Here is a 22,464-nt window from a genome sequence, read left to right as displayed (position 1 = left end):
ATCGCCGAGGTTAATCCCAGCTCAGCACCACTTTGCCCGACTTGCCGGAGCGCATGGCGTCGAAGCCCTGCTGGAACTCGTCGATCGAGAAACGGTGGGTGATGATCGGGGTCAAATCGAGGCCGGACTGGATCAGCGCCGCCATCTTGTACCAGGTTTCGAACATTTCACGGCCGTAAATCCCTTTGATAAACAGCCCTTTGAAGATGACCTGATTCCAGTCGATCGACATATCCGAAGGCGGAATGCCCAGCATGGCGATACGCCCGCCGTGGTTCATCGCATTAAGCAACGTGCGGAACGCCGGCGGCGCGCCGGACATTTCCAGGCCGACGTCGAACCCTTCGGTCATGCCCAGTTCGGCCATCACGTCGCTGAGGTTTTCCTTGCTGACGTTCACCGCACGGGTCACGCCCATTTTGCGCGCCAGTTCCAGGCGGTATTCGTTAACGTCGGTGATCACCACATGGCGGGCGCCGACGTGTTTGCACACCGCCGCCGCCATGATACCGATCGGGCCGGCACCGGACACCAGCACGTCTTCCCCGACCAGATCGAACGACAGCGCGGTGTGCACCGCGTTACCGAACGGATCGAAGATCGAAGCCAATTCGTCGGAGATGTTATCCGGGATCTTGAAGGCGTTGAACGCCGGGATCACCAGGTATTCCGCGAAGCTGCCCGGGCGGTTCACGCCCACGCCGACGGTGTTGCGGCACAGGTGCGTGCGGCCGCCGCGGCAGTTGCGGCAGTGGCCGCAGGTGATGTGGCCTTCGCCGGACACGCGATCGCCGATGTTGAAGCCTTTGACTTCCTGACCGATCGCCACCACTTCGCCCACGTATTCATGGCCGACCACCATCGGAACCGGAATGGTTTTTTGCGACCACTCGTCCCAGTTGTAGATATGCACATCGGTGCCGCAGATCGCGGTTTTGCGGATTTTGATCATGATGTCGTTGTGGCCCAGCTCCGGCTGAGGCACGTCGGTCATCCAAATCCCTTCTTCCGCTTTCAGTTTTGACAGTGCTTTCATGGTTTTACCTTATGCAATAACGCCAAGATCCTTACCGATACGTGTAAACGCCGCCACTGCGCGTTCGATTTGCTCCGGGGTGTGGTCGGCGGACATCTGGGTACGGATGCGCGCCTGGCCTTTCGGCACCACCGGATAGAAGAAACCGGTCACATAGATGCCTTCCTTGAGCAACGCATTGGCGAATTCCTGCGCCAACTTCGCCTCACCCAGCATCACCGGGATGATGGCGTGATCGGCGCCGGCCAACGTGAAGCCGGCGGCGGTCATTTTTTCGCGGAACAGACGCGCATTGGCCCACAGGCGATCGCGCAGGGCATCGCCCTCTTCCAGCAGTTCCAGCACTTTGATCGACGCGGCGACGATCGCCGGCGCCAGCGAGTTGGAGAACAGGTACGGGCGCGAACGCTGGCGCAGCCACTCCACCACTTCTTTCTTGGCGGCGGTGTAACCGCCGGACGCGCCGCCCAGCGCTTTGCCTAACGTACCGGTGATGATATCGACGCGGCCCATCACTTCGCAGTATTCATGGGTGCCGCGCCCGTTGGCGCCGACAAAGCCCACCGCGTGAGAGTCATCCACCATCACCAGCGCCTGGTATTCGTCCGCCAGATCGCAAACCCCTTTCAGGTTGGCAATCACGCCGTCCATCGAGAAGACGCCGTCGGTGGCGATCAGGATGTGACGCGCGCCGTCGGCTTTGGCCTGCTTGAGCTGCGCGGCCAGCTCGGTCATGTCGTTATTGGCATAGCGATAGCGCTTGGCCTTGCACAGGCGCACGCCGTCGATGATCGACGCGTGGTTCAGCGCATCGGAGATAATGGCGTCTTCCGGGCCGAGCAGGGTTTCGAACAGCCCGCCGTTGGCGTCGAAGCAAGAGGAGTACAGGATCGCGTCTTCCATGCCCAAAAAGGCCGCCAGTTTCTGTTCCAGCTGCTTGTGGCTGTCCTGGGTGCCGCAGATGAAGCGCACCGACGCCATGCCGAAACCGTGGCTGTCCATGCCCGACTTGGCGGCGGCGATCAGCGCCGGGTGGTTGGCCAGGCCCAGGTAGTTATTGGCGCAGAAGTTGATCACATGGCTGCCGTCGGCGACGGCGATATCCGCCTGTTGCGCGGAGGTGATGATGCGTTCTTCCTTGAACAGCCCTTCACTGCGCGTGGCGGCAAGCTGTTGTTCCAACTGCTGATAAAAAGACGCTGACATTCGGTTATCTCCAGGATTGGGCTATTTGCGGCATATTTTACTGATTTGTAACCAAACTGACGAGAATGCGCGGGAGAGAATATTAAAATTGCAGCAGATATCACGGCAAACGGCGGCCTTCAATGGCAATGCGGGATATTCGGAGCCCTTCCGCTGTTTGCCGCGGCATGAAATGCTATTATAACCGCCATTGAGCGTGGGGCATTGTGCCCCGCCAGGCAGCTTAGCAGGGGTAACCCAATGATTATCGTCACAGGCGGCGCCGGCATGATCGGCAGCAACATCATTAAGGCACTGAACGACAAGGGATATCGCGATATCCTGGTGGTGGATAACCTGAAGGACGGCACCAAGTTCGTCAACCTGGTCGATCTGGACATCGCCGACTATATCGATAAAGAAGACTTTATCGCCAGCATCGTGGCCGGCGACGATCTGGGCGAGATCGAAGCGGTGTTCCACGAAGGCGCCTGCTCCGCGACCACCGAGTGGGACGGCAAGTACATGATGGACAATAACTATCAGTACTCCAAAGACCTGCTGCACTACTGCCTGGATCGCGAAATCCCGTTCTTGTATGCCTCCTCCGCCGCCACTTACGGCGGCCGCGAAGAGTTCATCGAAGAGCGTGAGTATGAAGCGCCGCTCAACGTTTACGGCTACTCCAAATTCCTGTTCGATCAGTACGTGCGCGAGATCCTGCCGGAAGCGGACTCGCAGATCTGCGGCTTCCGCTACTTCAACGTTTACGGCCCGCGCGAAGGCCACAAAGGCAGCATGGCCAGCGTCGCCTTCCACCTGAATACTCAGATCAACCGCGGCGAAAACCCGAAACTGTTCGCCGGCAGCGAAAACTTCAAGCGTGACTTCATCTACGTCGGCGATGTGGCGGCGGTTAACCTGTGGTTCTGGGAAACCGGCAAATCCGGCATCTTCAACTGCGGCACCGGCCGAGCGGAAACCTTCCAGGCGGTAGCCGACGCGGTGGTGGACTTCCACCAGAAAGGCGCTGTGGAATACATCGAGTTCCCGGAGAAGCTGAAAGGCCGCTATCAGGCGTACACTCAGGCCGATCTGACCAAGCTGCGCGCCGCCGGCTACAACGCACCGTTCAAAACGGTCGCCGAAGGCGTGAAAGAGTACATGGCCTGGTTGAACCGCACCGCATAAGCTGAAGGAATTAACGCTGGGTATGAAAATACTGGTTATCGGCCCTTCTTGGGTTGGCGACATGATGATGTCGCAAAGTCTCTATCGCACCCTGAAGGCCGAATACCCGTCGGCGGAGATCGATGTGATGGCGCCGGCCTGGTGCCGCCCGTTGCTGGCGCGCATGCCGGAAGTCAATCAGGCGCTGGCGATGCCGCTGGGCCACGGCGCGCTGGGGCTCGGCGAGCGCCGCCGCCTGGGGCGCGCTCTGCGCGCCAACCGTTACGATCGCGCTTATGTTCTGCCCAACTCGTTCAAATCCGCGCTGGTGCCCTTCTTCGCCGATATCCCGCAGCGCACCGGCTGGCGGGGCGAAATGCGCTACGGCCTGCTGAACGACGTCCGCGTGCTCGACAAGAGCGCCTTCCCGTTGATGGTGCAACGCTACGTGGCGCTGGCCTATGACAAAGGCCGCGTTCTGCGCGCCGACGATCTGCCGCAGCCGCTGCTGTGGCCGCGGCTGCAGGTGAGCGACGAAGAGATCGCCGACACCACCGCGGCCTTCAACCTGACCGACAGCCGGCCGATCGTCGGCTTCTGCCCGGGCGCGGAGTTCGGCCCCGCCAAACGCTGGCCGCACTATCACTACGCGGCGTTAGCTCAGCGGCTGATCGAGGGCGGCTATCAGATCGCGCTGTTCGGTTCGGCAAAAGACCATGAGGCCGGCGAACAGATCCGCGCCGCGTTGCAGGACGACGCGCGCGATTTCTGCCTTAATCTGGCCGGGAAAACCCAGCTGGAGCAAGCAGTTATCCTGATCGCAGCCTGCCGGGCGGTGGTCAGCAACGACTCCGGTTTAATGCACGTTGCCGCAGCGTTGAACAAACCGCTGATAGCCTTGTACGGCCCAAGCAGCCCCGACTTCACGCCGCCGCTTTCCGACAAGGCGCGGGTCATTCGCCTGATCAGCGGCTACCACAAGGTGCGTAAGGGCGATGCCGAGCAGGGATACCACCAAAGTTTGATCGATATTCAGCCGCAGCAAGTGTTGGATGCGCTGACGCCGTTACTTGTCGCCAGCGAGGAATAGTCATGCAGGTGTTAATTGTAAAAACCTCCTCGATGGGGGACGTGCTGCATACGCTGCCCGCCCTGACCGACGCGCTGCAGGCCATTCCCGATATCCGCTTCGACTGGGTGGTGGAAGAAGGCTTCAGCCAAATCCCCACCTGGCACCCGGCGGTAGATCGCGTGATTCCGGTAGCCATTCGCCGCTGGCGAAAAAACTGGTTCGGCAACGATACTCGGCAACAGCGCTGCGACTTCAAGCGCGCGCTGCAAGAACGCCGTTACGACGTGGTGATCGACGCGCAGGGCCTGATCAAAAGCGCCGCGCTGATCACGCGCATCGCTAAAGGCAACAAACATGGCCCGGACTGCAAGAGTGCGCGCGAGCCGTTCGCCAGTTGGTTCTACAATGTGCGCCATGAGGTAGACAAACAGCAGCACGCGGTGGAACGCACGCGCGAACTGTTCGCCAAAAGCCTCGGCTACGATAAACCGGGCAGCTACGGCGATTACGCCATCGCCGCACGCTTTCTCAGCCGCCCGCCGGCCGATGCCGGGCAGTATTTGGTGTTTCTGCACGCGACGACCCGTGACGATAAGCATTGGCCGGAGCAAAACTGGCGTGAGCTGATCGCGCTGGCGGCGGACAGCGGGCTGAAGATCAAACTGCCGTGGGGCGCAGAGCATGAACATCAGCGCGCGCTGCGCTTGGCGGAAGGTTTTCCACATGTCGAAGTGCTGCCGAAACTCAGCCTGCAGCAGGTGGCCGAGGTGCTGGCCGGCGCCAAAGGCGTGGTTTCGGTCGACACCGGGCTCAGCCATCTGACCGCCGCGCTCGACAAACCGAACATCACGCTGTTCGGGCCGACCGATCCCGGCCTGATCGGCGGTTACGGGCAAAATCAGCACTCGCTGATTTCGCCGGAAAAAAGCATGGCGACAATCGACGCCGATACGGCATGGCAGGCGTTGCAAAAGGTTATAGCATGAAAAAACTGCACATTATCAACCTGGGTAAAATGGGCGGCGTCGAGCGCCTGTTCCTGCAGTACATCAACGATACCACCGACGGCAGCAACCAGGTCCTGTGCATCAGCGGCGACATTGGCGAAGAGATCCGCCGCCAGTTGCCTGCGCATCAGCCCGTCACCTTCGCCAACCGCCTTATCAATGCGCTGCCGTTGCGTTGCCCGCAGTTCCTGCGCAAATTTTTGCTGAAATGGAAAATTGAACGGGCGAACGCCGACGTGGTGATCGTCTGGGATCTGGTGCCGGGGCTGGCGGCCAAACCCAAGCGCGGCAAGCTGGTTTACTACGATCACGGCTGCTCCTGGCGTTACCCCAAGAATAAAAAGACGCTGCGTTTCTTCGCCATGCTGGACGGTGTGATTTCCGCCTCACACGCGTCGAAGCGGGTGATGGAGCTGCGCTTTAATCTGCCTTGCCCAAATCACGTGGTGATCAACCGCATCAAGACGCCGGCGGGGATCGACGCTGCGCCGAAAACGCTGTCGCAGCCGGTCAGGATCGGCACTGCCTCACGCCTGGTCAGCCTGAAAGGCATCAGCGTTTCATTATTGATGATGCAGGAACTGCTGCGGCGCGGGCATGACGTCACGCTGGAAGTGGCCGGCAAAGGGCCGGATCGCGCGGCGTTCGAGGCGCTGGCGGCACGGCTTCAGCTCGGCGACCGCGTCACCTTCAGCGGTTATCAGGATGACGTCGCCGGCTTCTTCAATCGCACGCACATCTACATGAGCACGCCGATCACCGAGCCGTTCGGCTTGTCCTGCATGGAATCGCTCTATTTCGGCGTGCCGGTCATTTTCCCGCGGGTCGACGGCCAGCCGGAAGCGGTCAAGGACGGGGTCTGCGGCCTTGGCCTGACGCCGTCGGTCACCATCGAACAACACCGGCAGCTCACCGATATCGAGGTCGACTTCCCGCATGAGGTCTACGATCCGCAGACCGACAGCCTGGTGGCGCCCAAGCTGCTGTCGCATATCGACTGTGCGGATGCCGTTGAGAAATTGCTGGAGCGAGAAACCTACCAGACTCTGAGCCGAAATGCGCAGCGCTATCCTGCGGAACATTTCAACTATGCTCAGTTCAAAGTTGAATTCGACGACACGCTGCGATCCTTTATCGCTTAATTGGAACGTGAGCCGGAAAACACGCCCGATGCTAAAACACAGAACACCGCACCCTGCCTTCAGCTATCTGATCTATCTGGGGTGCGCCATCGCTTTTTGCACTATTCCTTTCGGTTCTGCGACCGGACGCAATCTGTTTTATATTTCCAGCTACATCGCCTTTATCGCCGTTTGCCTGTACCCGCGCTACTACTTCAGCAACGTTAAAAATCTGCTGTTGCCCGCGCTGATGTTCAGCGTAGGCATGGGAACCATCCTCTGGATGCACCACTTCAAACAGCCGGGTGATTACATCAACATTTACCGCTCTTACATGTCGACCGGCAAGCTCCAACTCGCGACCGCTTTCATCTTACTGATCGCGCTTAATGAACGCCTGTGCGTGCAGCGCCTGCTCGTTGTCGTAGCCCTCGCCACCGGTCTGGCGATCAACGGTTATTCACTCTATCAGGGGCTGCGGCTGGATATCCCGCGCGTAGAGCTCAACTTCGATCGCGCCACGATCGCGGCCTACCTGATGACCGCCCTCGATCTGGTCATGATGCAGGCCATCCTGATGCTGCGCACCCGCTACCGTCTGGCGTTATATATCACGGCGTTCCTGCTGTCCTTCTCTGCGCTGGTGCTCACCGGCACGCGCGCGGCCATGTTGGTCTACCCGGCAGCGGTCTGCCTGTCGCTGTTGGCGACCAAGCAGCTGGTTTCCAGAAAACACAAGCTCGCGTTGGTGGCCTCAGTGCCGCTGCTGCTCATAGCCTGCGGTCTGGCGTTCAAGACGCAGATAGAAGAACGCATCCAGGCCTTTGAGACCGACATGCGCCTGATGGATCAGCCACAAACGGATAACTCGATCATTTCCCGGCTGTCGATGCAAACGCTGGCATGGCGTACCGGTTCACAAGCGCCTTGGGGCCAATCCGCCGAACAACGCGGTGAAGAGATCCGCGCCATCGTCGCGCAGCAGCCACATCTGTACGGCGTCATGCCCTACATCAACGTCCACCTGCACAACGAACTGCTGGAAACCTACTCGCTCAAGGGCGTCTGGGGCGTACTGCTGCTGCTGGCGCTCTACGCCGGCCTGCTCTTCTCTTCGTTCCGGCCGCAGCGCAACGCGTTACTGCTGAGCGTCAGCGCCAGCCTGTTCGTTTACGGCCTGAGCGACGTCATCTTCTTCAGCACGGAAGGCACCGTCATGTTCTGCCTGGCGCTGATCGCCGCCGTTCTTTCCGTTACGAAACAGCCCCCAGTTCAGGAGCCCACCTTGTGAATCCTCAGCAGCCGCTGCTCAGCGTTATCGTGCCGTTTTATAATAATGAAGCGTTCGTTATCGCTGCGCTGGATTCGTTATTTGTACAGATTGACGACGATATCGAGGTGGTGATCATCGACGATGGCTCCACCGACGCCTCCGCCGCGCTGGTCAGCCACTATCTGGCGCAGCGGCGGCATCCGCGCGTGGTCCTTACTTCACAGGCCAACGGCGGCATTGCGCACGCCCGCAACGTCGGGCTACAGCGGGCCACCGGGCGCTATGTCACCTTTCTCGACGGCGACGATCTGCTGAGCGACGACTATCTGGCGATCCTGCGCCCCCTGTTGATCGCCGGTGAATATGACCTGATCGATTTTAATTATCAGAAGTTCACCGAACATCCGTCGACGCCGGATAACCGCGCGGCGCAGCCCGCAGCCTACGACTTTTCACAGTTGGGGCTCGGCTGCCTGCAACCGCTGTTTGCACGCTCGATGTGGCATCTCTGGAGCCGGGTATATAAACGCACGCTGCTGGAAGGGGAGGCGTTCGAAGACGGCAGGCGCTACGAAGACGTGATTTTCACGCCTTTTCAGTATTTCAAAACTCGCCGCATCGCCCATCTTGACTGCGAGCTCTACTTCTATCGGGACAACAGCCAGGGCATCACCCGCAATATCAAACCCAAAGATATTGAAGATCTGCTGTTCGCCATGGAGAAGATGCTGCGTTTTGTGGCGCAGCATCCCGGGGATGAGCCGCTGCGCCGGTTAGCCGCCCTGATGCTGGCTAACTGCTTTTCCGAGGTGAAAAGCATGTCGAAAGCGGTGTACGGCTATTACCATTACGCGCCGGCAACGCTGCATATCCTGCGCCGCGCCGCCGCTGTCTGCCGCAACAGCGACGTGCCGGGCAAAAAAGTCCGCCAGATGCGCTATGCGCGAGTGGATACCTTTCTTTCGAAGCTGCGCGGGCGCAGGCCGCACTAACCGCATCGGCCGGGCGGCCGATGCGTCGTCTCGCCTTTAGCGCGCTAAAGGCACGTGCGCGACCAACTCGTCATAAATCCGCTGCGGCTGGATAACCCCCATCGGGCTTTCCGCCTCCAGCGGCATCGTATAGCCGGTACGAGACACCTGAATGATGCGGTGCAGTTCAGGATCCTGAATCGGCCCGGTGGAACGTGAGTCGGCGGTCACGAACAGGCTGATGGTTTTCACCTTCAACGCCACCGCCAGATGCAACGGCCCGGTATCGCCGGTAACCAGAACATGGAAACTGTCGAGCAACGTCAGTAAACCTTGCAGCCCCGTTTTACCGATCTGGTTATCCACGCAGGCCTGCGTTTGCGGGCCGATCAGACTCAAAAACTGTTTGGCCTTGCCGTCGTCAAACGGTGCGCCAATCAGCACGATGCGTACATTTGGGTGCTTCGCCACCAGCTCATCGGCCAGCCGCGCATAGTGCGCAACCGGCCAGCAACGCGACTCCGTTGACGCCCCCAGCTGAAAACCGATGGTGGGATGCTCGCTGCTTTTGACGCCGCGCTGATAATCCACGGGAATTTCCATCGTCGGATCGTCGCTGCGGCAGCCCAAAATGGAAATCAGCTCCAGCTTGCGGCGCACGAAGTGGCCGTAATAATGGAAGACGTAGTTGGTTAGCCAAGGCTCCAGCCCGCAAATGCCTGAACTGTAGTTATCCCTGATAATGTACTTCGCCCCGGCCAGTACGGCGCTGATGATGTCATAAGGCAGATGGGAATGCAGGATCAGCGCCAAATCCGGCTGATGTTCGCGCAGCGATTTCAGCAACGGGCGCATCGTCTTGATCTTGCTGTCCCAATACACCACGCGATCGTAATAGCGGCCGTTTTCCACCAGCTCGCGGTTTTTCTTGTGCACCACCAGCGTGATGTGCGCGTTGGGGTAGCGTTCCCGCATCGCCCGCAGTGCCGGCGTGTTGAACATGAAGTCGCCCAACGCCGTGGTGGAATAGATGACGATATTGTCAAACTGCTGGGCGCCGTCGAACGTCGCCTTGTCCTGAAAACGGCCGTACTTCGCCGTATAGCGCCGCAAGAACCAGTCGGCAACCTTGATTTTCCATTTCTTCGACATGTGCGTGCTTAATTCGCTTTAAGTTGATAATACTCGGCCAGCGTCATGCCCACCGTGCGCTGCTGCAGCCAGTCAAACAGCTGCTCCAGATCGCGGTACAGCCCTTCGATATCCTGCTCGGTTTTGAACGTCGGGCTGCCGCCCGGCATAAATTCGGAGGAGTGCAGCATGAATTCGACGTAGTCATGCCCCTGCGCCAGCGATGTCTCAGCCACGCTTATCATCTTGGCCACATTGCCGCCACTCGGCCGCAGCCAGTTGACGGACGGCGAACGCCGCTTGCCGCGCAGCCGGTCATAGCCCTGCTTGAAGGCATTCATCAGCGCCGAGTGCTTGTACTGGATACTCATCGGCACTTCCAGCAACGACGAAGCGCCCGGTTTGGCGATGTTCTGCGGATCGATGAAATAGGCCTGCGACGGGAACCGACTATAATCTGTGCCGCCGTTGCCCTGTGGATTGCCCGGCGAAAACTGCCAGTTGACCCGCGGCGTCACCGAACAGTCCACCTGATAGCCGTATTCCAGCAGCAGCGAGGCATAATATTCGTTGAACGCCCAACGGCCGGCGCGATGACTGAGCATTTTGGTCTGGAAGGTGTCTTCCAGCAGCTTGGTCATGTGATCGACCTTGGCGCGGATCTGATCGGCGGGATACTCGATCAAATAAGGCTTGTGGCGCCAGTCGTCGTCGGTGAGCGGCGTCAGCGGCGGGCTGTTCCAGGCATGCAGGTGCATGCCCACTTCACCCGTGCCGCGAGCGATCACGTCGCGCGCGAACTCGACATAAGCCGGGTCCACCGCCATTTCATAGTTGGTGAGATAAACCGGTTTGAAGGCGTATTTTTCGCACAATGCCTGAAAGCGCGGCAAGAAACGCGTGTTTTCGGTCGCGATGCGATCGTGGTTTTGCCACAGATTATCGCCTTCGGTATCAATGGTGATGAGAAACGCCGGTTTAGTCATGAATATCGAGCCTGATATCAACAGAATGCACTATGTTACGCAGGCCGTTTCGCCAGGGCAAACGACTTTGCTGCCTGGTTTGGACAACGTTGAAGCGCATTCGTCCCCGGCTCGGCGATTTTTTTACGGCCAGGCAAGAAAACCTTGCAACAGTAGCCACATGCGATCGTGTCATTTAGAATCAAAGATTGGTTTCCCAGAAAGCGACTCATGATGAACGACGCGCCAGCCCCAACTTCCGCCCCATCCGTACAGCGTATTTTGATCATAAAACTGCGCCATCACGGCGATATGCTGCTGGTCACGCCGGTCATCAGCAGCCTGCGGCAAAACTACCCGCAGGCGCAAATCGACGTACTGCTGTATCAGGAAACGCAGGAGATGCTGGCCAGTAATCCGGAACTGTCGACGCTGTTCGCCATCGACCGTCAATGGAAAAAACAGGGCGCCCGCGCGCACCTGGGGCACGAACTGGCGCTGCTGCGTCGCCTGAAGGCGCAACGCTACGATCTGGTGGTCAACCTGGCCGATCAGTGGCGCAGCGCCATCCTCACGCGCCTGACCGGTGCGCGTATCCGTCTGGGCTTCGATTTCCCCAAACGCCGCGGCTTGCTGTGGCGCCATTGCCACACCCAGCTGGTGCCGGTCGACAATCACGCCCACCTGCATACCGTCGAACAGAATCTTTCGCTGCTGGCGCCGCTGAACCTGCCCGCGCTCAATGAACATGTGACCATGAGTTACGATCCGCAGGATTGGCAGGCTTGTGAGCAACGGTTGCAGAAGCAGGGCGTCTTCAGCAGTTATATTGTGGTGCAACCCACCTCGCGCTGGTTCTTCAAATGCTGGAGCGAAGAGAAAATGGCCGCCACCCTCACCGCCTTGCAGGCCGACGGCCACCAGCTGGTGATCACCTCCGGCCCCGACGCCAGAGAACAAGCCATGGTAGAACGCATTTTGGCGCTCTGCCCGCCACAGGGCGTGATCTCGTTGGCCGGCCAGCTGACGCTGCGCCAACTGGCCGCCCTGATCGACCACGCCAAGCTGTTTATCGGCGTGGATTCGGTGCCGATGCACATGGCCGCCGCGCTGCAAACGCCGTGCGTGGCGCTGTTCGGCCCTTCCAAGCTGACTTTCTGGCGGCCGTGGGAAGCTACCGGCGCCGTGATCTGGGCCGGCGACTTCGGCGAACTGCCCGATCCGGACGCCATCGATACCGGCACCGACGAACGATATCTCGACCTTATTCCTACAGACGCGGTGATTGCAGCCGCGCGGAGCACGCTGGCATGAAAGCATTTCGTTTGGCGATCGTTCGCCAAAAATACCGCCCGGACGGCGGAGCCGAACGTTTCGTTTCCCGCGCCCTGGAAGCGCTGGAGCAACAGGATCTCGATCTGAACGTCATCACTCGCGAATGGCAGGGCGACGCCAATCCCAACTGGCATATCCACCTGTGCAATCCGTTAAAGCTCGGCCGCATCAGCCGCGAACGGGGCTTCGCCGTGGCGGCCAGGGCGCTGTGGCAGAAAGAGCGCTTCGATCTGGTGCAAAGCCACGAACGTATTCCCGGCTGCGACATCTATCGCGCCGGCGACGGCGTACACCGCCGCTGGCTGCTGCAACGCGCGCGTCTGCTGCCGGAATGGCGCCGCAAGTGGCTGTTCTCCAATCGCTATCACCGCTATGTGATGTGCGCCGAACGCGCCATGTACGCCGCGCCCGAGCTGAAAGCCGTCATCTGCAACGCCGAGATGATCAAGCAGGAAATCATCGCCGACTTTGGCGTGCCCGCCGACAAGATCACGGTGATCTATAACGCCATCGACAATCAAAAGTTCCCGCCCGCCGACGAGGCCCAGCGTCAACGTCTGCGCGAGCAATATCAGATCCCGCAACAGGCGCACTGCCTGATCTTCGTCGGCTCCGGTTTCGAGCGCAAAGGGCTGGCCGCCGCCATCCGCGCCGTGGCGGCGACCGACAGCCACCTCCTGGTGATCGGTAAAGACAAAGCCGAAAAACGCTACCGGGCGCTGGCGCAGTCGCTGGGCTGCGGCGATCGCATTCACTTTATGGGCGTGCAGAAGCAGACCCTGCCGTTCTATCAGGCCGCGGACGCGCTGCTGCTGCCGACGCTGTACGATCCGTTCCCGAATGTGATTCTGGAAGCGATGTCGTGCGGCCTGCCGGTTATCACCAGCACCACCTGCGGCGGCGCCGAGTTTATCACCCCAGGCCAGAACGGCTTCGTGACCGACGCACTCGATGTACCAGCCATCACGGAGGCTATTCGGGCACTGCCGCGCCAGGCGCTGGGATCATCTATGGGCGAAGCGGCGAGATTGCGCATTATGACGGCTACGCCGGCGCATCTGTCCGAACAGCTGATTTCCCTCTATAACCGGTTACTGGATTAGCTATGCGTATTCTGATGATCATCGATGGCCTGCCGGGAGGCGGCGCGGAAAAAGTGGTGCTGACCCTGTGTCAGGGCATGCAGCAACAGGGGCACGACGTCAGTCTGATCTCGCTGCGCGACGTCTGCAATTACCCTATTCCACCGGGCATTGATTATCAGGTGCTGGCCGATCGCAGCCGTGCCCCCTGGCGCAAGCTGACCGAGCTGTCGCGCCGCGCCGCCGCGCTGGATCGCGCGATAGCCGAACACGAGCGCCAACACGGCGCGTTCGATCTGGTGTTCTCCAACCTGCATAAAACCGATCGCATCGTCAGCCGCAGCAAGCGGTTGGCCGCGGATCGCCTGTGGTTCTGCATTCACGGCATCCTCTCCACCTCCTACCTCGGTCACCGCAAGGGTCTCGATCGCTGGCTGAAGCAACGCAAAATCGCCAACGTTTACCAGGGAAGAAATATCGTCGCCGTTTCACAGGCGGTCGGCGACGATCTGCAGCGGAACTTGCCGATCCGCCCGCGCCGGTTGGCGGTCATCAACAACCCGTTCGACATCGACGCCATTCAGCAACAGGCGGCGGCGCCTTGCGAACTGGCCGGCCAGGGCTATCTGGTGCACGTCGGCCGCTTTCACACCACCAAGCGGCATGACCGCCTGTTGAAAGCCTATGCGCTCTCCGGCATTCAGGCACCGCTGGCCTTGATCGGGTCCGGTGACGACGCCAAAGTCGACGAGGTCAAACGTCTGGCGACAGACTTGGGCATCGCAGAGCGCGTGTTGTTCCTCGGTTTCCAGAGCAATCCCTATCCGTTTATTCGTCATGCCTCGCTGCTGGTGCTCAGCTCCGACAGCGAAGGGTTTGGCAACGTACTGGTAGAATCGCTGCTGTGCGGCACACCGGTGGTCAGCACTCGCTGCCCGGGCGGCCCTGCGGAAATTCTGGAAAAAGCCGGCATGGCTAACGCGCTGGCGGAATTAAACGAAGCGTCGCTGGCAGAAAAAATGGCGGAGGTTTACGCCAACCCGCCGCAGATAAATCAACAGCAATTGCTGAGCTATGGGCTTGAGCCTATTTGCCATCAATATATTGAGCTGAAAGAAGAATAATAAAAAAATAAATAAGGCAGGGGATGCCTGCCTTATTTTCTTCGTTAGTTGAGCGCCTGCATTTTCTGCCAAACCTCATCGACAGAAACATCTTCACAGTGCCCCGATTCACTTTGCAAAATATGATGGCGGCCAGTCCATGGATGCCAGGACACTTTATCGGTATCGCCAAAGAACACCACCATGTCCTTATTCAACGCAGCAGCAAGATGCATCTGCCCACCGTCGCTGCACAGCACCCGGTCACATAAATCAAACCCGCCCAACAGCTCACGCACCGACGCCGTCGGATAAAGCGCGACGCGTTCGTTTTGACACAGCGCCAGCAGCTGTTCGGCGCGCTGCTGATCGCCGATGTCGTCCGGTGCCAACGTGCCCTGCGGCGACCAAAAGATCAGCACGCCGGTGTGGGGATCGGCAACCAGACGGTTGATGATTTCGGCATAGCGCTCAACCGGCCAACGCCGTTTCGGGCTGCGGCTGCTGATGTGCACGGCGCATACGCGCTCGACCGGCGGCAGACGTTCCTGCCGCCGCTGCGCCGCCAATTGCCGCTCTTCAGGCGCCAGAAACACCCGCACCGGCGGGATCGGAATGGATTGATCGGTTATCGCCGATAAATAGCTGTAGGTGTGCTCGACCTGATGGAGGCCGCGGAAATCGTCCTTGCGGAACGGGCGATGAATATCTTTCGTGCCCAGATCGGCGCCGATGATATGGGTGGCCCCGGCCATTTTCGCTAGACGCAGGCTGTATTTGCAAGGCACCGGGTTGGCCAGAATAACCGCATCGAACTTTATTTTGCGCAGCTTCAGGAAGATCATCATGCGTTCGAAATAAACGCCCAACGTGGTCTCATTTTTCGCCTTGTGCTTGGCCTTTTTATAGACAAAGACTTTCTCGAGATGAGGGTTGTTTTTAACAACATCCTGGCTGACTTTATTGATCAGCAGATAAACTTTTGCGTCCGGATAGGCAATTTTCACCCCCTCAATCAAGGGCGTGGTGCAAACAAGATCGCCGATGTTGTCGCGGCGAATAATTAAAATATTCTTCATTCCGAGCCTGTCGGCGAAATCGCTCGCCGGTTGTCTGAAACTGACACCCAAGGTTACCAAATTAGCGCCTTTCCCTTCCAGTTATGGTACTATTCCGAATAACCCATATAAATGAAATTGATAGAATGTTGCTGCGTTTATATCAGGTACTACTCTACCTCATCCAACCCCTGATCTGGCTCCGCTTACTGCTGCGCAGCCGCAAAGCTCCAGCCTACCGTAAACGCTGGGCGGAACGCTATGGCTTCTGCGCCGGGAAAGTCGTGCCAGGCGGCATCATGCTGCATTCCGTCTCCGTCGGCGAAACGCTGGCGGCCATCCCGCTGGTGCGGGCGCTGCGCCATCGTTACCCCGCTTTGCCGATAACTGTGACCACAATGACCCCGACAGGTTCAGAACGCGTCCAGTCCGCTTTTGGCAAAGACGTGCATCATGTCTATCTGCCCTACGATCTGCCCGGCGCCATGAACCGCTTCCTCGACCAGGTGAATCCCAAGCTGGTGATCATCATGGAAACCGAGCTATGGCCTAACCTGATCAACGCGCTGCATCAGCGGCAAATCCCCCTGGTGATCGCCAATGCGCGTCTGTCGGCCCGCTCCGCCGCCGGCTATAAGAAAATTGGCGGATTCATGCGCGATATGCTGCGCCGCATCACGCTGATCGCCGCACAGAACCAGGAAGATGGCGATCGATTTATCGAACTGGGCCTGAAACGCTCGCAGCTGGCCGTAACCGGCAGCCTGAAATTCGATATCTCCGTCACCCCGGAGCTGGCCGCCCGCGCCGTTACATTGCGCCGCCAATGGGCGCCGCGCCGCCCGGTGTGGATCGCTACCAGCACCCATGACGGTGAAGAAACCATCCTGCTGGAAGCGCACCGCAAGCTGCTGGAAAAACACCCTGACCTGCTGCTGATCCTGGTGCCGCGTCACCCGGAACGCTTCCCGACAGCCAAAGAGCTGGTGCAGAAGGCCGGCTTCAGTTACACCCTGCGCAGCAGCGGCGAAATCCCGTCCGGCAGCACCCAGGTGGTGATCGGCGATACCATGGGCGAACTGATGCTGCTGTACGGCATCGCCGATCTGGCCTTTGTCGGCGGCAGCCTGGTGGAACGCGGCGGGCACAACCCGCTGGAAGCCGCCGCGCACGCCATCCCGGTGTTGATGGGCCCGCATACTTTCAACTTTAAAGACATCTGCGCCAAGCTCTCCCAAGCCGAAGGCCTGATCACCGTGACCGATGTCGATTCGCTGGTGAAGGAAGTGGCAACCCTGCTGACCGACGAAGACTACCGTCGTTACTACGGCCGCCATGCGGTGGAAGTGCTGTATCAGAATCAGGGAGCGTTGCAGCGCCTGCTGCAGCTGCTGGAACCGCACCTGCCGCCCCGGAGTCACTGAATGAGCAGCCGCAAAAGCCTGTCGGTGGTGATGATCGCCAAAAACGAAGCCGGGCTGTTGCCGGACTGCCTGCGCTCGGTCGAGTGGGCCGATGAAATCATTGTGCTGGACTCCGGCAGCGAAGACGACAGCGTCGCCGTCGCCGAAAGCCTGGGCGCCAAAGTCTTCACCCACACCGACTGGCAAGGGTTTGGCAAGCAGCGTCAGCTGGCGCAAAGCTACGCCAGCCATGACTACGTTTTGATGATCGACGCCGACGAACGCGTTACACCCGAGCTGCGGCAATCTATCGAACAGGTGTTGAACGCGCCGGAGGACGGCGCCGTCTACAGCTGCGCGCGGCGCAACCTGTTCCTCGGCCGCTTCATGCGCCACAGCGGCTGGTATCCCGACCGCGTCAACCGCCTGTACGCCAACCAACGCTATCGCTATAACGACGATCTGGTACACGAGTCGCTGAACATCGGCGACGCCAAAGTGATCCCCCTCAGCGGCGATATGCTGCACCTGACCTGCCGTGATTTCTTCGCCTTCCAGCGCAAACAGCTGCGCTACGCCGAAGAGTGGGCCACCCAGCGCCACCGGGCCGGCAAGCGTTGCGGCTATTTGTCCATCTTGACCCACACGCTCGGCGCCTTCGTCAAAACCTGGCTGCTGCGCGCCGGCTTCCTGGATGGCAAACAGGGGTTGCTGTTAGCGGTGGTCAACGCGCAATATACCTTCAATAAATATGCCGCATTATGGGCATTGGGCCGCAACTACTCAGAGAAGTGAATCATGACCAGCAAAGCCATCTATCCCGGGACGTTCGATCCCATGACCAACGGCCACCTGGATTTAGTGACGCGCGCGTCGCTAATGTTCGATCACGTCATTCTGGCCATCGCCGCCAGCCCGAGCAAAAAACCGCTGTTCAGCCTGGATGAGCGCGTGGCGTTAGCGACGCAGGTCACCTCACATCTGGGCAATGTTGAGGTACTGGGCTTCAGCGAACTGATGGCACACTTCGCCGCGCACCAGAATGCCAATATCCTGGTGCGTGGCCTGCGTGCGGTGTCTGACTTTGAATATGAATTGCAGCTGGCGAACATGAACCGCCATTTGATGCCAACGCTGGAAAGCGTATTTCTGATGCCTTCCGAAGAGTGGTCGTTCATCTCCTCCTCACTGGTGAAGGAGGTCGCCCGCCACGGCGGCGATATCGCGCCTTTCCTGCCCGATGTGGTCACCCAGGCGCTGATGGCGAAGCTCGCCGCCGAGTGATCGGCTCAGCGCTGGCAGCGGCGGCAAAAGAAGGTGCTGCGCTGCCCGTGCTTGGCGGATTCGATCGGCGTGCCGCACGCGCGGCACGGTTCTCCCGCCCGGCCGTAAACCTGCAACTCCTGCGCGAAATACCCCGGTTTGCCATCCGACTGCAAAAAGTCGCGCAATGTCGTGCCGCCCTGCTCGATAGAGCGCTGCAACACCGCCTTGATGGTCTTCGCCAGCAGTTCCGCTTCGGCTTTGCTCAAGGATCCCGCCGGACGATCGGGCAGGATCCCGGCGCTGAACAGCGATTCGCTGGCGTAAATGTTACCAACGCCGACCACCAACTTGTTATCCATCAGCCACGGTTTGATCAGCGTGCGCTTATTGCGTGATTTTTCATACAGGTAATCGCCGTTGAACGCTTCGCTCAGCGGTTCCGGCCCCAGATGCGCCAACACGCTGCTGGTCGCCAGGTCTTCGCACCACAGCCAGGCGCCGAAACGGCGCGGATCGGTATAGCGCAGGATCATGCCGTTGCTGATCACCAGATCGACGTGGTCGTGTTTGCCGGCTTCGTCTTCGTTTTCCTCGCGCAGCATGCGCAGGCTGCCCGACATGCCCAGGTGCACGATAATCCAACCGTTCTCCAGCTCGATCAGCAGGTATTTGGCCCGGCGCTGCACGCTGAGCACCGGCCGATCGCTCAGCGTCAGGATCTGCTCGGAAACCGGCCAGCGCAGGCGCGCGTTGCGCACCACCGCATACTGAATGCTGTGGCCGACAAGATAAGGCTCTATACCGCGTCTGCTCGTCTCAACTTCCGGTAATTCAGGCATCTGGCTTCCCCTCCGACGTTTTCTACCCTTTATAAAACAAAAAACCCGGCCAAGGCCGGGTTTTTCATTAATCCACTAAAATTATTTAATTTTAGCTTCTTTGTATACTACGTGCTGACGGACAACTGGATCGAATTTCTTCAGTTCCAATTTTTCCGGCTTAGTACGCTTGTTCTTCGTGGTGGTATAGAAGTGACCAGTACCAGCAGAAGAAACCAGCTTGATCTTCTCGCGAACACCTTTAGCCATGATTCAGTTCCTTAATACTTCTCACCACGGGCACGCAGATCGGCCAGAACCGTCTCAATACCCTTCTTATCGATAACACGCATACCTTTAGCAGATACACGCAGAGTTACAAAGCGCTTCTCAGCCTCAACCCAAAAACGGTGTGAGTGCAGGTTAGGCAGAAAACGGCGTTTGGTCGCGTTCATTGCGTGGGAACGGTTGTTACCGCTCACCGGGCGCTTGCCAGTAACTTGGCAGACTCGGGACATGTCTATTCTCCAAAAATCAAATCAGCTCGAGCTTCGTATAGGGTATGGCCGCCTCGTCAGGCTTTTAGAGCCCATCTCAGCAAACTTCATACTGAGGAGACTCTCGTCATCAGGTAGAAACCACACATCAGGTCAGAAACCTGCTGAGATAGGCTCTTGCGCCAAACCCAAGATTCTCAAAGGTGGCGTAGTATACGCTCTGAAGCGTAAGTGCTCAAGTCCCGAACAGCTAAAGATCCCACAAGGATCGCGAAAAAATCGCTTAAAGCCATCCGCGCTCGGCAAAAGAGACGCATTCACCCCGACCGATCACCAAATGATCAAGCACTCGGATCTCCAATAACTGACAGGCTTTCACCACCTGTTCCGTTATTAAACGGTCGGCATGACTGGGTTCAGCCTTACCCGAAGGGTGATTATGCGCGAGAATCAGCGCGGCGGCATTAGCCTTCAACGCTTCACGCACAATTTCTCTCGGGTAGACGACGACGCTGCTGATGGTACCAGCAAACATCTCCTGATGGCGAATAACCCGATGCTGATTGTCTAAAAACAATACCAAAAAGACCTCTCGCTCGCGATGCGCCAGCAGGCTTTGCAGATAATGCTGGGTGACGCGCGGGTTGAGCATGGCGTTTTCCTGCGACAAGTGGCTGGAAAAGAAGCGCAGCGCCAGCTCGGCAATCGCCTGCAGTTGGGTATAGCTGGCGTCGCCCAGGCCTTTTTGGCTGCAAAAAGCCTGATGATCGGCCGACATCAGGTGATAAAGCGAGCCGAACCGGCGCAGCAGTTGCTCCGCCAACTGCATCACATGCACGCCGGGCAACCCGGTGCGCAAGAAAATGGCCAACAGCTCTGCGTCAGACAGCGACGCCGCCCCCTGCATCAACAGTTTTTCACGCGGCGCCAACGCGCCCGGCCAGCACGCCACAATCGGGTTGCTCATCGTGTTCCTCCCTGAAAGGGCTACAGCATGCCATGCGCCACCCGACGCGTTCGACAGGTGTTTGATAACATTGCGAAGTGTTTCGCAAAGCACAATGTAACGCCCTGCAGCCATTGCGGAATCGCTCACCTGAACGGCGGATATGCTAAAATGGCGCATCTTTCGGCTTTCAATCGGACAATGATGATGACGGGACTTTCCGGCAAACATATTGTGCTTGGCATCAGCGGCGGCATCGCCGCCTACAAATGCCCAGAGCTGGTGCGCCGCCTGCGCGACAGGGGCGCGGAAGTGCGCGTGGTGATGACCCACGCCGCCAAGGCGTTCATTACGCCGCTGACGCTGCAGGCCGTTTCCGGCCATCCGGTGTCCGACGATCTGTTGGATCCCGCCGCCGAAGCCGCCATGGGCCACATCGAGCTCGGCAAATGGGCGGATCTGGTGATTCTGGCGCCGGCGACCGCCGATCTGCTGGCGCGCGTCGCCGCCGGCATGGCCAACGATCTGCTGACCACCGTCTGCCTGGCGACCGACGCACCTATCGCCGCCGCGCCCGCCATGAACCAGCAGATGTATCGCGCCGCCGCCACGCAGGCCAACCTGCAAACGCTGCAGGCGCGCGGCATGCTGCTCTGGGGACCGGACAGCGGCAGCCAGGCCTGCGGCGACGTCGGCCCGGGCCGCATGCTGGATCCGCTGGACATCGTCGAACTGGCGAACGGCCATTTCTCTGTCACGCAGGATCTGCAACATTTGCAGGTTATGATCACCGCCGGCCCGACGCGTGAAGCGTTGGATCCGGTGCGTTTCATCAGCAATCACAGCTCCGGCAAAATGGGCTTCGCCATCGCCCGCGCCGCCGCCGCCCGCGGCGCGCAGGTGACGCTGATCGCCGGGCCGGTGAGCCAGCCGACGCCGCCAAAGGTCACACGCGTGGACGTCACCAGCGCACTGGAGATGGAACAGGCGGTGCAACAACGCGCCGCTCAGCAGCAGATTTTCATCTCCTGCGCCGCCGTAGCCGACTACCGCCCCGAGCGGATCGCCGATGAAAAAATAAAAAAACAGGGTGATGAAATCGTCCTCAAGATGGTAAAAAACCCCGATATCGTCGCCGGCGTGGCGGCGATGACCAAAAATCGACCGTTTGTCGTGGGGTTTGCCGCCGAAACCCAGAATGTGGAAGAATACGCGCGGCAAAAACTGGCGCGTAAGAAGCTGGATTTGATTTGCGCTAACGATGTATCGCTTGCAGAGCACGGGTTCAACAGCGACACCAATGCCCTGCATCTTTTTTGGCAGGATGGAGAGAAACGCCTGGCGCTGAGCGACAAGGCACTCCTTGGCCAACGTTTAATAGACGAGATAGTCAGCCGTTATGATGAAAAAAATCGACGTTAAGATCCTCGACCCGCGCATCGGTCAGGATTTCCCGCTACCGACCTACGCCACTCCGGGCTCCGCCGGTCTCGACCTGCGCGCCTGCCTGGACAGCGCGGTGGAGCTGGCGCCGGGTGAAACCACGCTGCTGCCTACCGGTCTCGCGATCCATATCGCCGACGCCGGCCTGGCGGCGGTGATCCTGCCGCGCTCAGGCCTGGGCCATAAGCACGGCGTCGTGCTGGGCAATCTGGTCGGCCTGATAGACTCCGATTATCAGGGCCAGCTGATGGTGTCCGTCTGGAACCGCGGCCAGAAGCACTTCACCATCGAGCCGGGTGAACGCATCGCGCAGATGGTCTTCGTGCCGGTGGTGCAGGCCGAATTCAACCTGGTGGAAGAGTTCGACAGCAGCGAACGCGGCGAAGGCGGCTTCGGCCACTCGGGGCGCCACTAAGCGCTACCCAATGTACGATGGCCGGCAGGGAAACGTCGCCTGAACCTTGCCTTTCCGGGGAGAAGGATGTCTCTGCGGCAAGGTTTTACCGCGACAATTGCAGCGCACACCAGGCAGCGCGGAAAAAGGCCGTTAAGGCCGCTGACCCCAGCATCGTAAAAAAGCTA

General features: G+C 59.2%; 23 protein-coding genes. 14 read left to right on the top strand and 9 right to left on the bottom strand.

Annotation, left to right across the window (positions count from 1 at the left end; genetic code table 11):
• Positions 1 to 10 precede the first annotated feature (10 nt).
• Together tdh and kbl are read right to left on the bottom strand one after the other, a co-directional pair.
• Positions 11 to 1,036: an L-threonine 3-dehydrogenase gene (tdh, locus tag ACMGF7_RS08320; protein WP_004931152.1), complete on the bottom strand. Its 1,026-nt coding sequence runs from the start codon at positions 1,034 to 1,036 to the stop codon at positions 11 to 13.
• A 9-nt stretch (positions 1,037 to 1,045) separates the two neighbouring features.
• On the bottom strand, positions 1,046 to 2,242 hold the full coding sequence (gene kbl / locus ACMGF7_RS08315) for a glycine C-acetyltransferase (protein ID WP_004931154.1): 1,197 nt from the start codon (positions 2,240 to 2,242) through the stop codon (positions 1,046 to 1,048).
• Positions 2,243 to 2,482: 240 nt separating this feature from the next.
• Here kbl and rfaD point away from each other — a divergent pair, with 240 nt between their 5' ends.
• Genes rfaD through ACMGF7_RS08285 form a run of 6 tightly spaced genes read left to right on the top strand, consistent with a single transcriptional unit; the run spans position 2,483 to position 8,856 of the window.
• Positions 2,483 to 3,412, top strand: a complete 930-nt coding sequence (gene rfaD, locus ACMGF7_RS08310) for an ADP-glyceromanno-heptose 6-epimerase (protein WP_044030115.1) — start codon at positions 2,483 to 2,485, stop codon at positions 3,410 to 3,412.
• Positions 3,413 to 3,434: 22 nt separating this feature from the next.
• Positions 3,435 to 4,481, top strand: a complete 1,047-nt coding sequence (rfaF, locus tag ACMGF7_RS08305; RefSeq protein WP_049240832.1) for an ADP-heptose--LPS heptosyltransferase RfaF — start codon at positions 3,435 to 3,437, stop codon at positions 4,479 to 4,481.
• Between the two features lie 2 nt (positions 4,482 to 4,483).
• On the top strand, positions 4,484 to 5,449 hold the full coding sequence (gene rfaC / locus ACMGF7_RS08300) for a lipopolysaccharide heptosyltransferase RfaC (protein WP_021504466.1): 966 nt from the start codon (positions 4,484 to 4,486) through the stop codon (positions 5,447 to 5,449).
• Positions 5,446 to 6,612 carry a glycosyltransferase gene (locus ACMGF7_RS08295; protein ID WP_049240834.1) on the top strand — a complete coding sequence of 389 codons (1,167 nt, stop codon included), beginning with the start codon at positions 5,446 to 5,448 and terminating at the stop codon, positions 6,610 to 6,612. The genes rfaC and ACMGF7_RS08295 overlap by 4 nt, the downstream gene beginning before the upstream one ends.
• Positions 6,613 to 6,640: 28 nt before the next feature.
• A complete protein-coding gene (locus ACMGF7_RS08290; protein ID WP_049240836.1) occupies positions 6,641 to 7,882 on the top strand; it encodes an O-antigen ligase family protein in 1,242 nt (413 codons plus the stop codon).
• The gene (locus tag ACMGF7_RS08285) at positions 7,879 to 8,856 is read left to right on the top strand and encodes a glycosyltransferase (RefSeq protein WP_197764048.1); all 978 of its coding nucleotides are present in this window, start codon (positions 7,879 to 7,881) and stop codon (positions 8,854 to 8,856) included. The genes ACMGF7_RS08290 and ACMGF7_RS08285 overlap by 4 nt, the downstream gene beginning before the upstream one ends.
• A 36-nt stretch (positions 8,857 to 8,892) precedes the next feature.
• On the opposite strand, the gene ACMGF7_RS08280 is transcribed toward ACMGF7_RS08285, so the two are convergent.
• Complete coding sequence (locus tag ACMGF7_RS08280; RefSeq protein ID WP_004931167.1) at positions 8,893 to 9,987, bottom strand: glycosyltransferase family 9 protein; 1,095 nt, start codon at positions 9,985 to 9,987, stop codon at positions 8,893 to 8,895.
• Positions 9,988 to 9,995: 8 nt separating this feature from the next.
• A complete protein-coding gene (locus tag ACMGF7_RS08275) occupies positions 9,996 to 10,952 on the bottom strand; it encodes a polysaccharide deacetylase family protein (protein ID WP_075684474.1) in 957 nt (318 codons plus the stop codon).
• Positions 10,953 to 11,162: 210 nt separating this feature from the next.
• Here ACMGF7_RS08275 and rfaQ point away from each other — a divergent pair, with 210 nt between their 5' ends.
• The 3 genes from rfaQ to ACMGF7_RS08260 are packed head-to-tail and all read left to right on the top strand — an operon-like array spanning position 11,163 to position 14,472.
• Complete coding sequence (gene rfaQ / locus ACMGF7_RS08270) at positions 11,163 to 12,245, top strand: putative lipopolysaccharide heptosyltransferase III (protein ID WP_420286416.1); 1,083 nt, start codon at positions 11,163 to 11,165, stop codon at positions 12,243 to 12,245.
• Positions 12,242 to 13,369, top strand: a complete 1,128-nt coding sequence (locus ACMGF7_RS08265) for a glycosyltransferase family 4 protein (RefSeq protein ID WP_277497058.1) — start codon at positions 12,242 to 12,244, stop codon at positions 13,367 to 13,369. The genes rfaQ and ACMGF7_RS08265 overlap by 4 nt, the downstream gene beginning before the upstream one ends.
• A gap of 2 nt (positions 13,370 to 13,371) precedes the next feature.
• Entirely contained in the window at positions 13,372 to 14,472 is a 1,101-nt protein-coding gene (locus ACMGF7_RS08260) for a glycosyltransferase (protein WP_197764050.1), read from the top strand.
• 44 nt (positions 14,473 to 14,516) lie between these two features.
• On the opposite strand, the gene ACMGF7_RS08255 is transcribed toward ACMGF7_RS08260, so the two are convergent.
• Complete coding sequence (locus tag ACMGF7_RS08255; protein WP_060557971.1) at positions 14,517 to 15,530, bottom strand: glycosyltransferase family 9 protein; 1,014 nt, start codon at positions 15,528 to 15,530, stop codon at positions 14,517 to 14,519.
• 125 nt (positions 15,531 to 15,655) lie between these two features.
• Here ACMGF7_RS08255 and waaA point away from each other — a divergent pair, with 125 nt between their 5' ends.
• The 3 genes from waaA to coaD are packed head-to-tail and all read left to right on the top strand — an operon-like array spanning position 15,656 to position 18,196.
• Positions 15,656 to 16,933 carry a lipid IV(A) 3-deoxy-D-manno-octulosonic acid transferase gene (gene waaA / locus ACMGF7_RS08250; RefSeq protein ID WP_015379436.1) on the top strand — a complete coding sequence of 426 codons (1,278 nt, stop codon included), beginning with the start codon at positions 15,656 to 15,658 and terminating at the stop codon, positions 16,931 to 16,933.
• A complete protein-coding gene (locus ACMGF7_RS08245; protein ID WP_049240849.1) occupies positions 16,934 to 17,707 on the top strand; it encodes a glycosyltransferase family 2 protein in 774 nt (257 codons plus the stop codon).
• Positions 17,708 to 17,710: 3 nt separating this feature from the next.
• Positions 17,711 to 18,196 carry a pantetheine-phosphate adenylyltransferase gene (gene coaD, locus ACMGF7_RS08240; protein WP_033631353.1) on the top strand — a complete coding sequence of 162 codons (486 nt, stop codon included), beginning with the start codon at positions 17,711 to 17,713 and terminating at the stop codon, positions 18,194 to 18,196.
• Positions 18,197 to 18,201: 5 nt separating this feature from the next.
• Here the strand turns inward: coaD and mutM are convergent, their stop codons facing one another.
• The 4 genes from mutM to radC all read right to left on the bottom strand — a co-directional run bounded on the left by mutM (position 18,202) and on the right by radC (position 20,460).
• The gene (mutM, locus tag ACMGF7_RS08235; RefSeq protein ID WP_028128080.1) at positions 18,202 to 19,017 is read right to left on the bottom strand and encodes a bifunctional DNA-formamidopyrimidine glycosylase/DNA-(apurinic or apyrimidinic site) lyase; all 816 of its coding nucleotides are present in this window, start codon (positions 19,015 to 19,017) and stop codon (positions 18,202 to 18,204) included.
• An 81-nt stretch (positions 19,018 to 19,098) separates the two neighbouring features.
• A complete protein-coding gene (gene rpmG / locus ACMGF7_RS08230) occupies positions 19,099 to 19,266 on the bottom strand; it encodes a 50S ribosomal protein L33 (RefSeq protein WP_002442576.1) in 168 nt (55 codons plus the stop codon).
• Between the two features lie 11 nt (positions 19,267 to 19,277).
• Complete coding sequence (gene rpmB / locus ACMGF7_RS08225) at positions 19,278 to 19,514, bottom strand: 50S ribosomal protein L28 (RefSeq protein WP_004931195.1); 237 nt, start codon at positions 19,512 to 19,514, stop codon at positions 19,278 to 19,280.
• A 262-nt stretch (positions 19,515 to 19,776) separates the two neighbouring features.
• Positions 19,777 to 20,460, bottom strand: coding sequence for a RadC family protein (gene radC, locus ACMGF7_RS08220; protein ID WP_004931197.1), 684 nt, complete (start codon positions 20,458 to 20,460; stop codon positions 19,777 to 19,779).
• Positions 20,461 to 20,643: 183 nt separating this feature from the next.
• Between radC and coaBC the strand changes: the two genes are divergently transcribed.
• Positions 20,644 to 21,861, top strand: a complete 1,218-nt coding sequence (coaBC, locus tag ACMGF7_RS08215) for a bifunctional phosphopantothenoylcysteine decarboxylase/phosphopantothenate--cysteine ligase CoaBC (protein ID WP_049240867.1) — start codon at positions 20,644 to 20,646, stop codon at positions 21,859 to 21,861.
• The gene (gene dut, locus ACMGF7_RS08210) at positions 21,839 to 22,297 is read left to right on the top strand and encodes a dUTP diphosphatase (RefSeq protein WP_016929680.1); all 459 of its coding nucleotides are present in this window, start codon (positions 21,839 to 21,841) and stop codon (positions 22,295 to 22,297) included. The genes coaBC and dut overlap by 23 nt, the downstream gene beginning before the upstream one ends.
• Positions 22,298 to 22,464: the final 167 nt, after the last annotated feature.

Source organism: Serratia sp. BNK-17, from assembly GCF_048684935.1.
GTDB classification, from domain to species: domain Bacteria; phylum Pseudomonadota; class Gammaproteobacteria; order Enterobacterales; family Enterobacteriaceae; genus Serratia; species Serratia nematodiphila.
Note: the sequence above shows the minus strand (reverse complement) of the source record. Positions and strands in the feature narration are given on the sequence as shown.

Coding starts and splice junctions, on each gene's coding strand:
- ACMGF7_RS08245 (WP_049240849.1), top strand. CDS start 16,934: ATGAGCAGCCGCAAAAGCCTGTCGGTGGTGATGATCGCCAAAAACGAA.
- dut (WP_016929680.1), top strand. CDS start 21,839: ATGATGAAAAAAATCGACGTTAAGATCCTCGACCCGCGCATCGGTCAG.
- coaBC (WP_049240867.1), top strand. CDS start 20,644: ATGATGACGGGACTTTCCGGCAAACATATTGTGCTTGGCATCAGCGGC.
- ACMGF7_RS08260 (WP_197764050.1), top strand. CDS start 13,372: ATGCGTATTCTGATGATCATCGATGGCCTGCCGGGAGGCGGCGCGGAA.
- rfaF (WP_049240832.1), top strand. CDS start 3,435: ATGAAAATACTGGTTATCGGCCCTTCTTGGGTTGGCGACATGATGATG.
- ACMGF7_RS08295 (WP_049240834.1), top strand. CDS start 5,446: ATGAAAAAACTGCACATTATCAACCTGGGTAAAATGGGCGGCGTCGAG.
- coaD (WP_033631353.1), top strand. CDS start 17,711: ATGACCAGCAAAGCCATCTATCCCGGGACGTTCGATCCCATGACCAAC.
- mutM (WP_028128080.1), bottom strand. CDS start 19,017: ATGCCTGAATTACCGGAAGTTGAGACGAGCAGACGCGGTATAGAGCCT.
- waaA (WP_015379436.1), top strand. CDS start 15,656: ATGTTGCTGCGTTTATATCAGGTACTACTCTACCTCATCCAACCCCTG.
- ACMGF7_RS08265 (WP_277497058.1), top strand. CDS start 12,242: ATGAAAGCATTTCGTTTGGCGATCGTTCGCCAAAAATACCGCCCGGAC.
- rpmG (WP_002442576.1), bottom strand. CDS start 19,266: ATGGCTAAAGGTGTTCGCGAGAAGATCAAGCTGGTTTCTTCTGCTGGT.
- rfaQ (WP_420286416.1), top strand. CDS start 11,163: ATGATGAACGACGCGCCAGCCCCAACTTCCGCCCCATCCGTACAGCGT.
- rpmB (WP_004931195.1), bottom strand. CDS start 19,514: ATGTCCCGAGTCTGCCAAGTTACTGGCAAGCGCCCGGTGAGCGGTAAC.
- rfaD (WP_044030115.1), top strand. CDS start 2,483: ATGATTATCGTCACAGGCGGCGCCGGCATGATCGGCAGCAACATCATT.
- ACMGF7_RS08255 (WP_060557971.1), bottom strand. CDS start 15,530: ATGAAGAATATTTTAATTATTCGCCGCGACAACATCGGCGATCTTGTT.
- ACMGF7_RS08290 (WP_049240836.1), top strand. CDS start 6,641: ATGCTAAAACACAGAACACCGCACCCTGCCTTCAGCTATCTGATCTAT.
- kbl (WP_004931154.1), bottom strand. CDS start 2,242: ATGTCAGCGTCTTTTTATCAGCAGTTGGAACAACAGCTTGCCGCCACG.
- tdh (WP_004931152.1), bottom strand. CDS start 1,036: ATGAAAGCACTGTCAAAACTGAAAGCGGAAGAAGGGATTTGGATGACC.
- rfaC (WP_021504466.1), top strand. CDS start 4,484: ATGCAGGTGTTAATTGTAAAAACCTCCTCGATGGGGGACGTGCTGCAT.
- radC (WP_004931197.1), bottom strand. CDS start 20,460: ATGAGCAACCCGATTGTGGCGTGCTGGCCGGGCGCGTTGGCGCCGCGT.
- ACMGF7_RS08280 (WP_004931167.1), bottom strand. CDS start 9,987: ATGTCGAAGAAATGGAAAATCAAGGTTGCCGACTGGTTCTTGCGGCGC.
- ACMGF7_RS08275 (WP_075684474.1), bottom strand. CDS start 10,952: ATGACTAAACCGGCGTTTCTCATCACCATTGATACCGAAGGCGATAAT.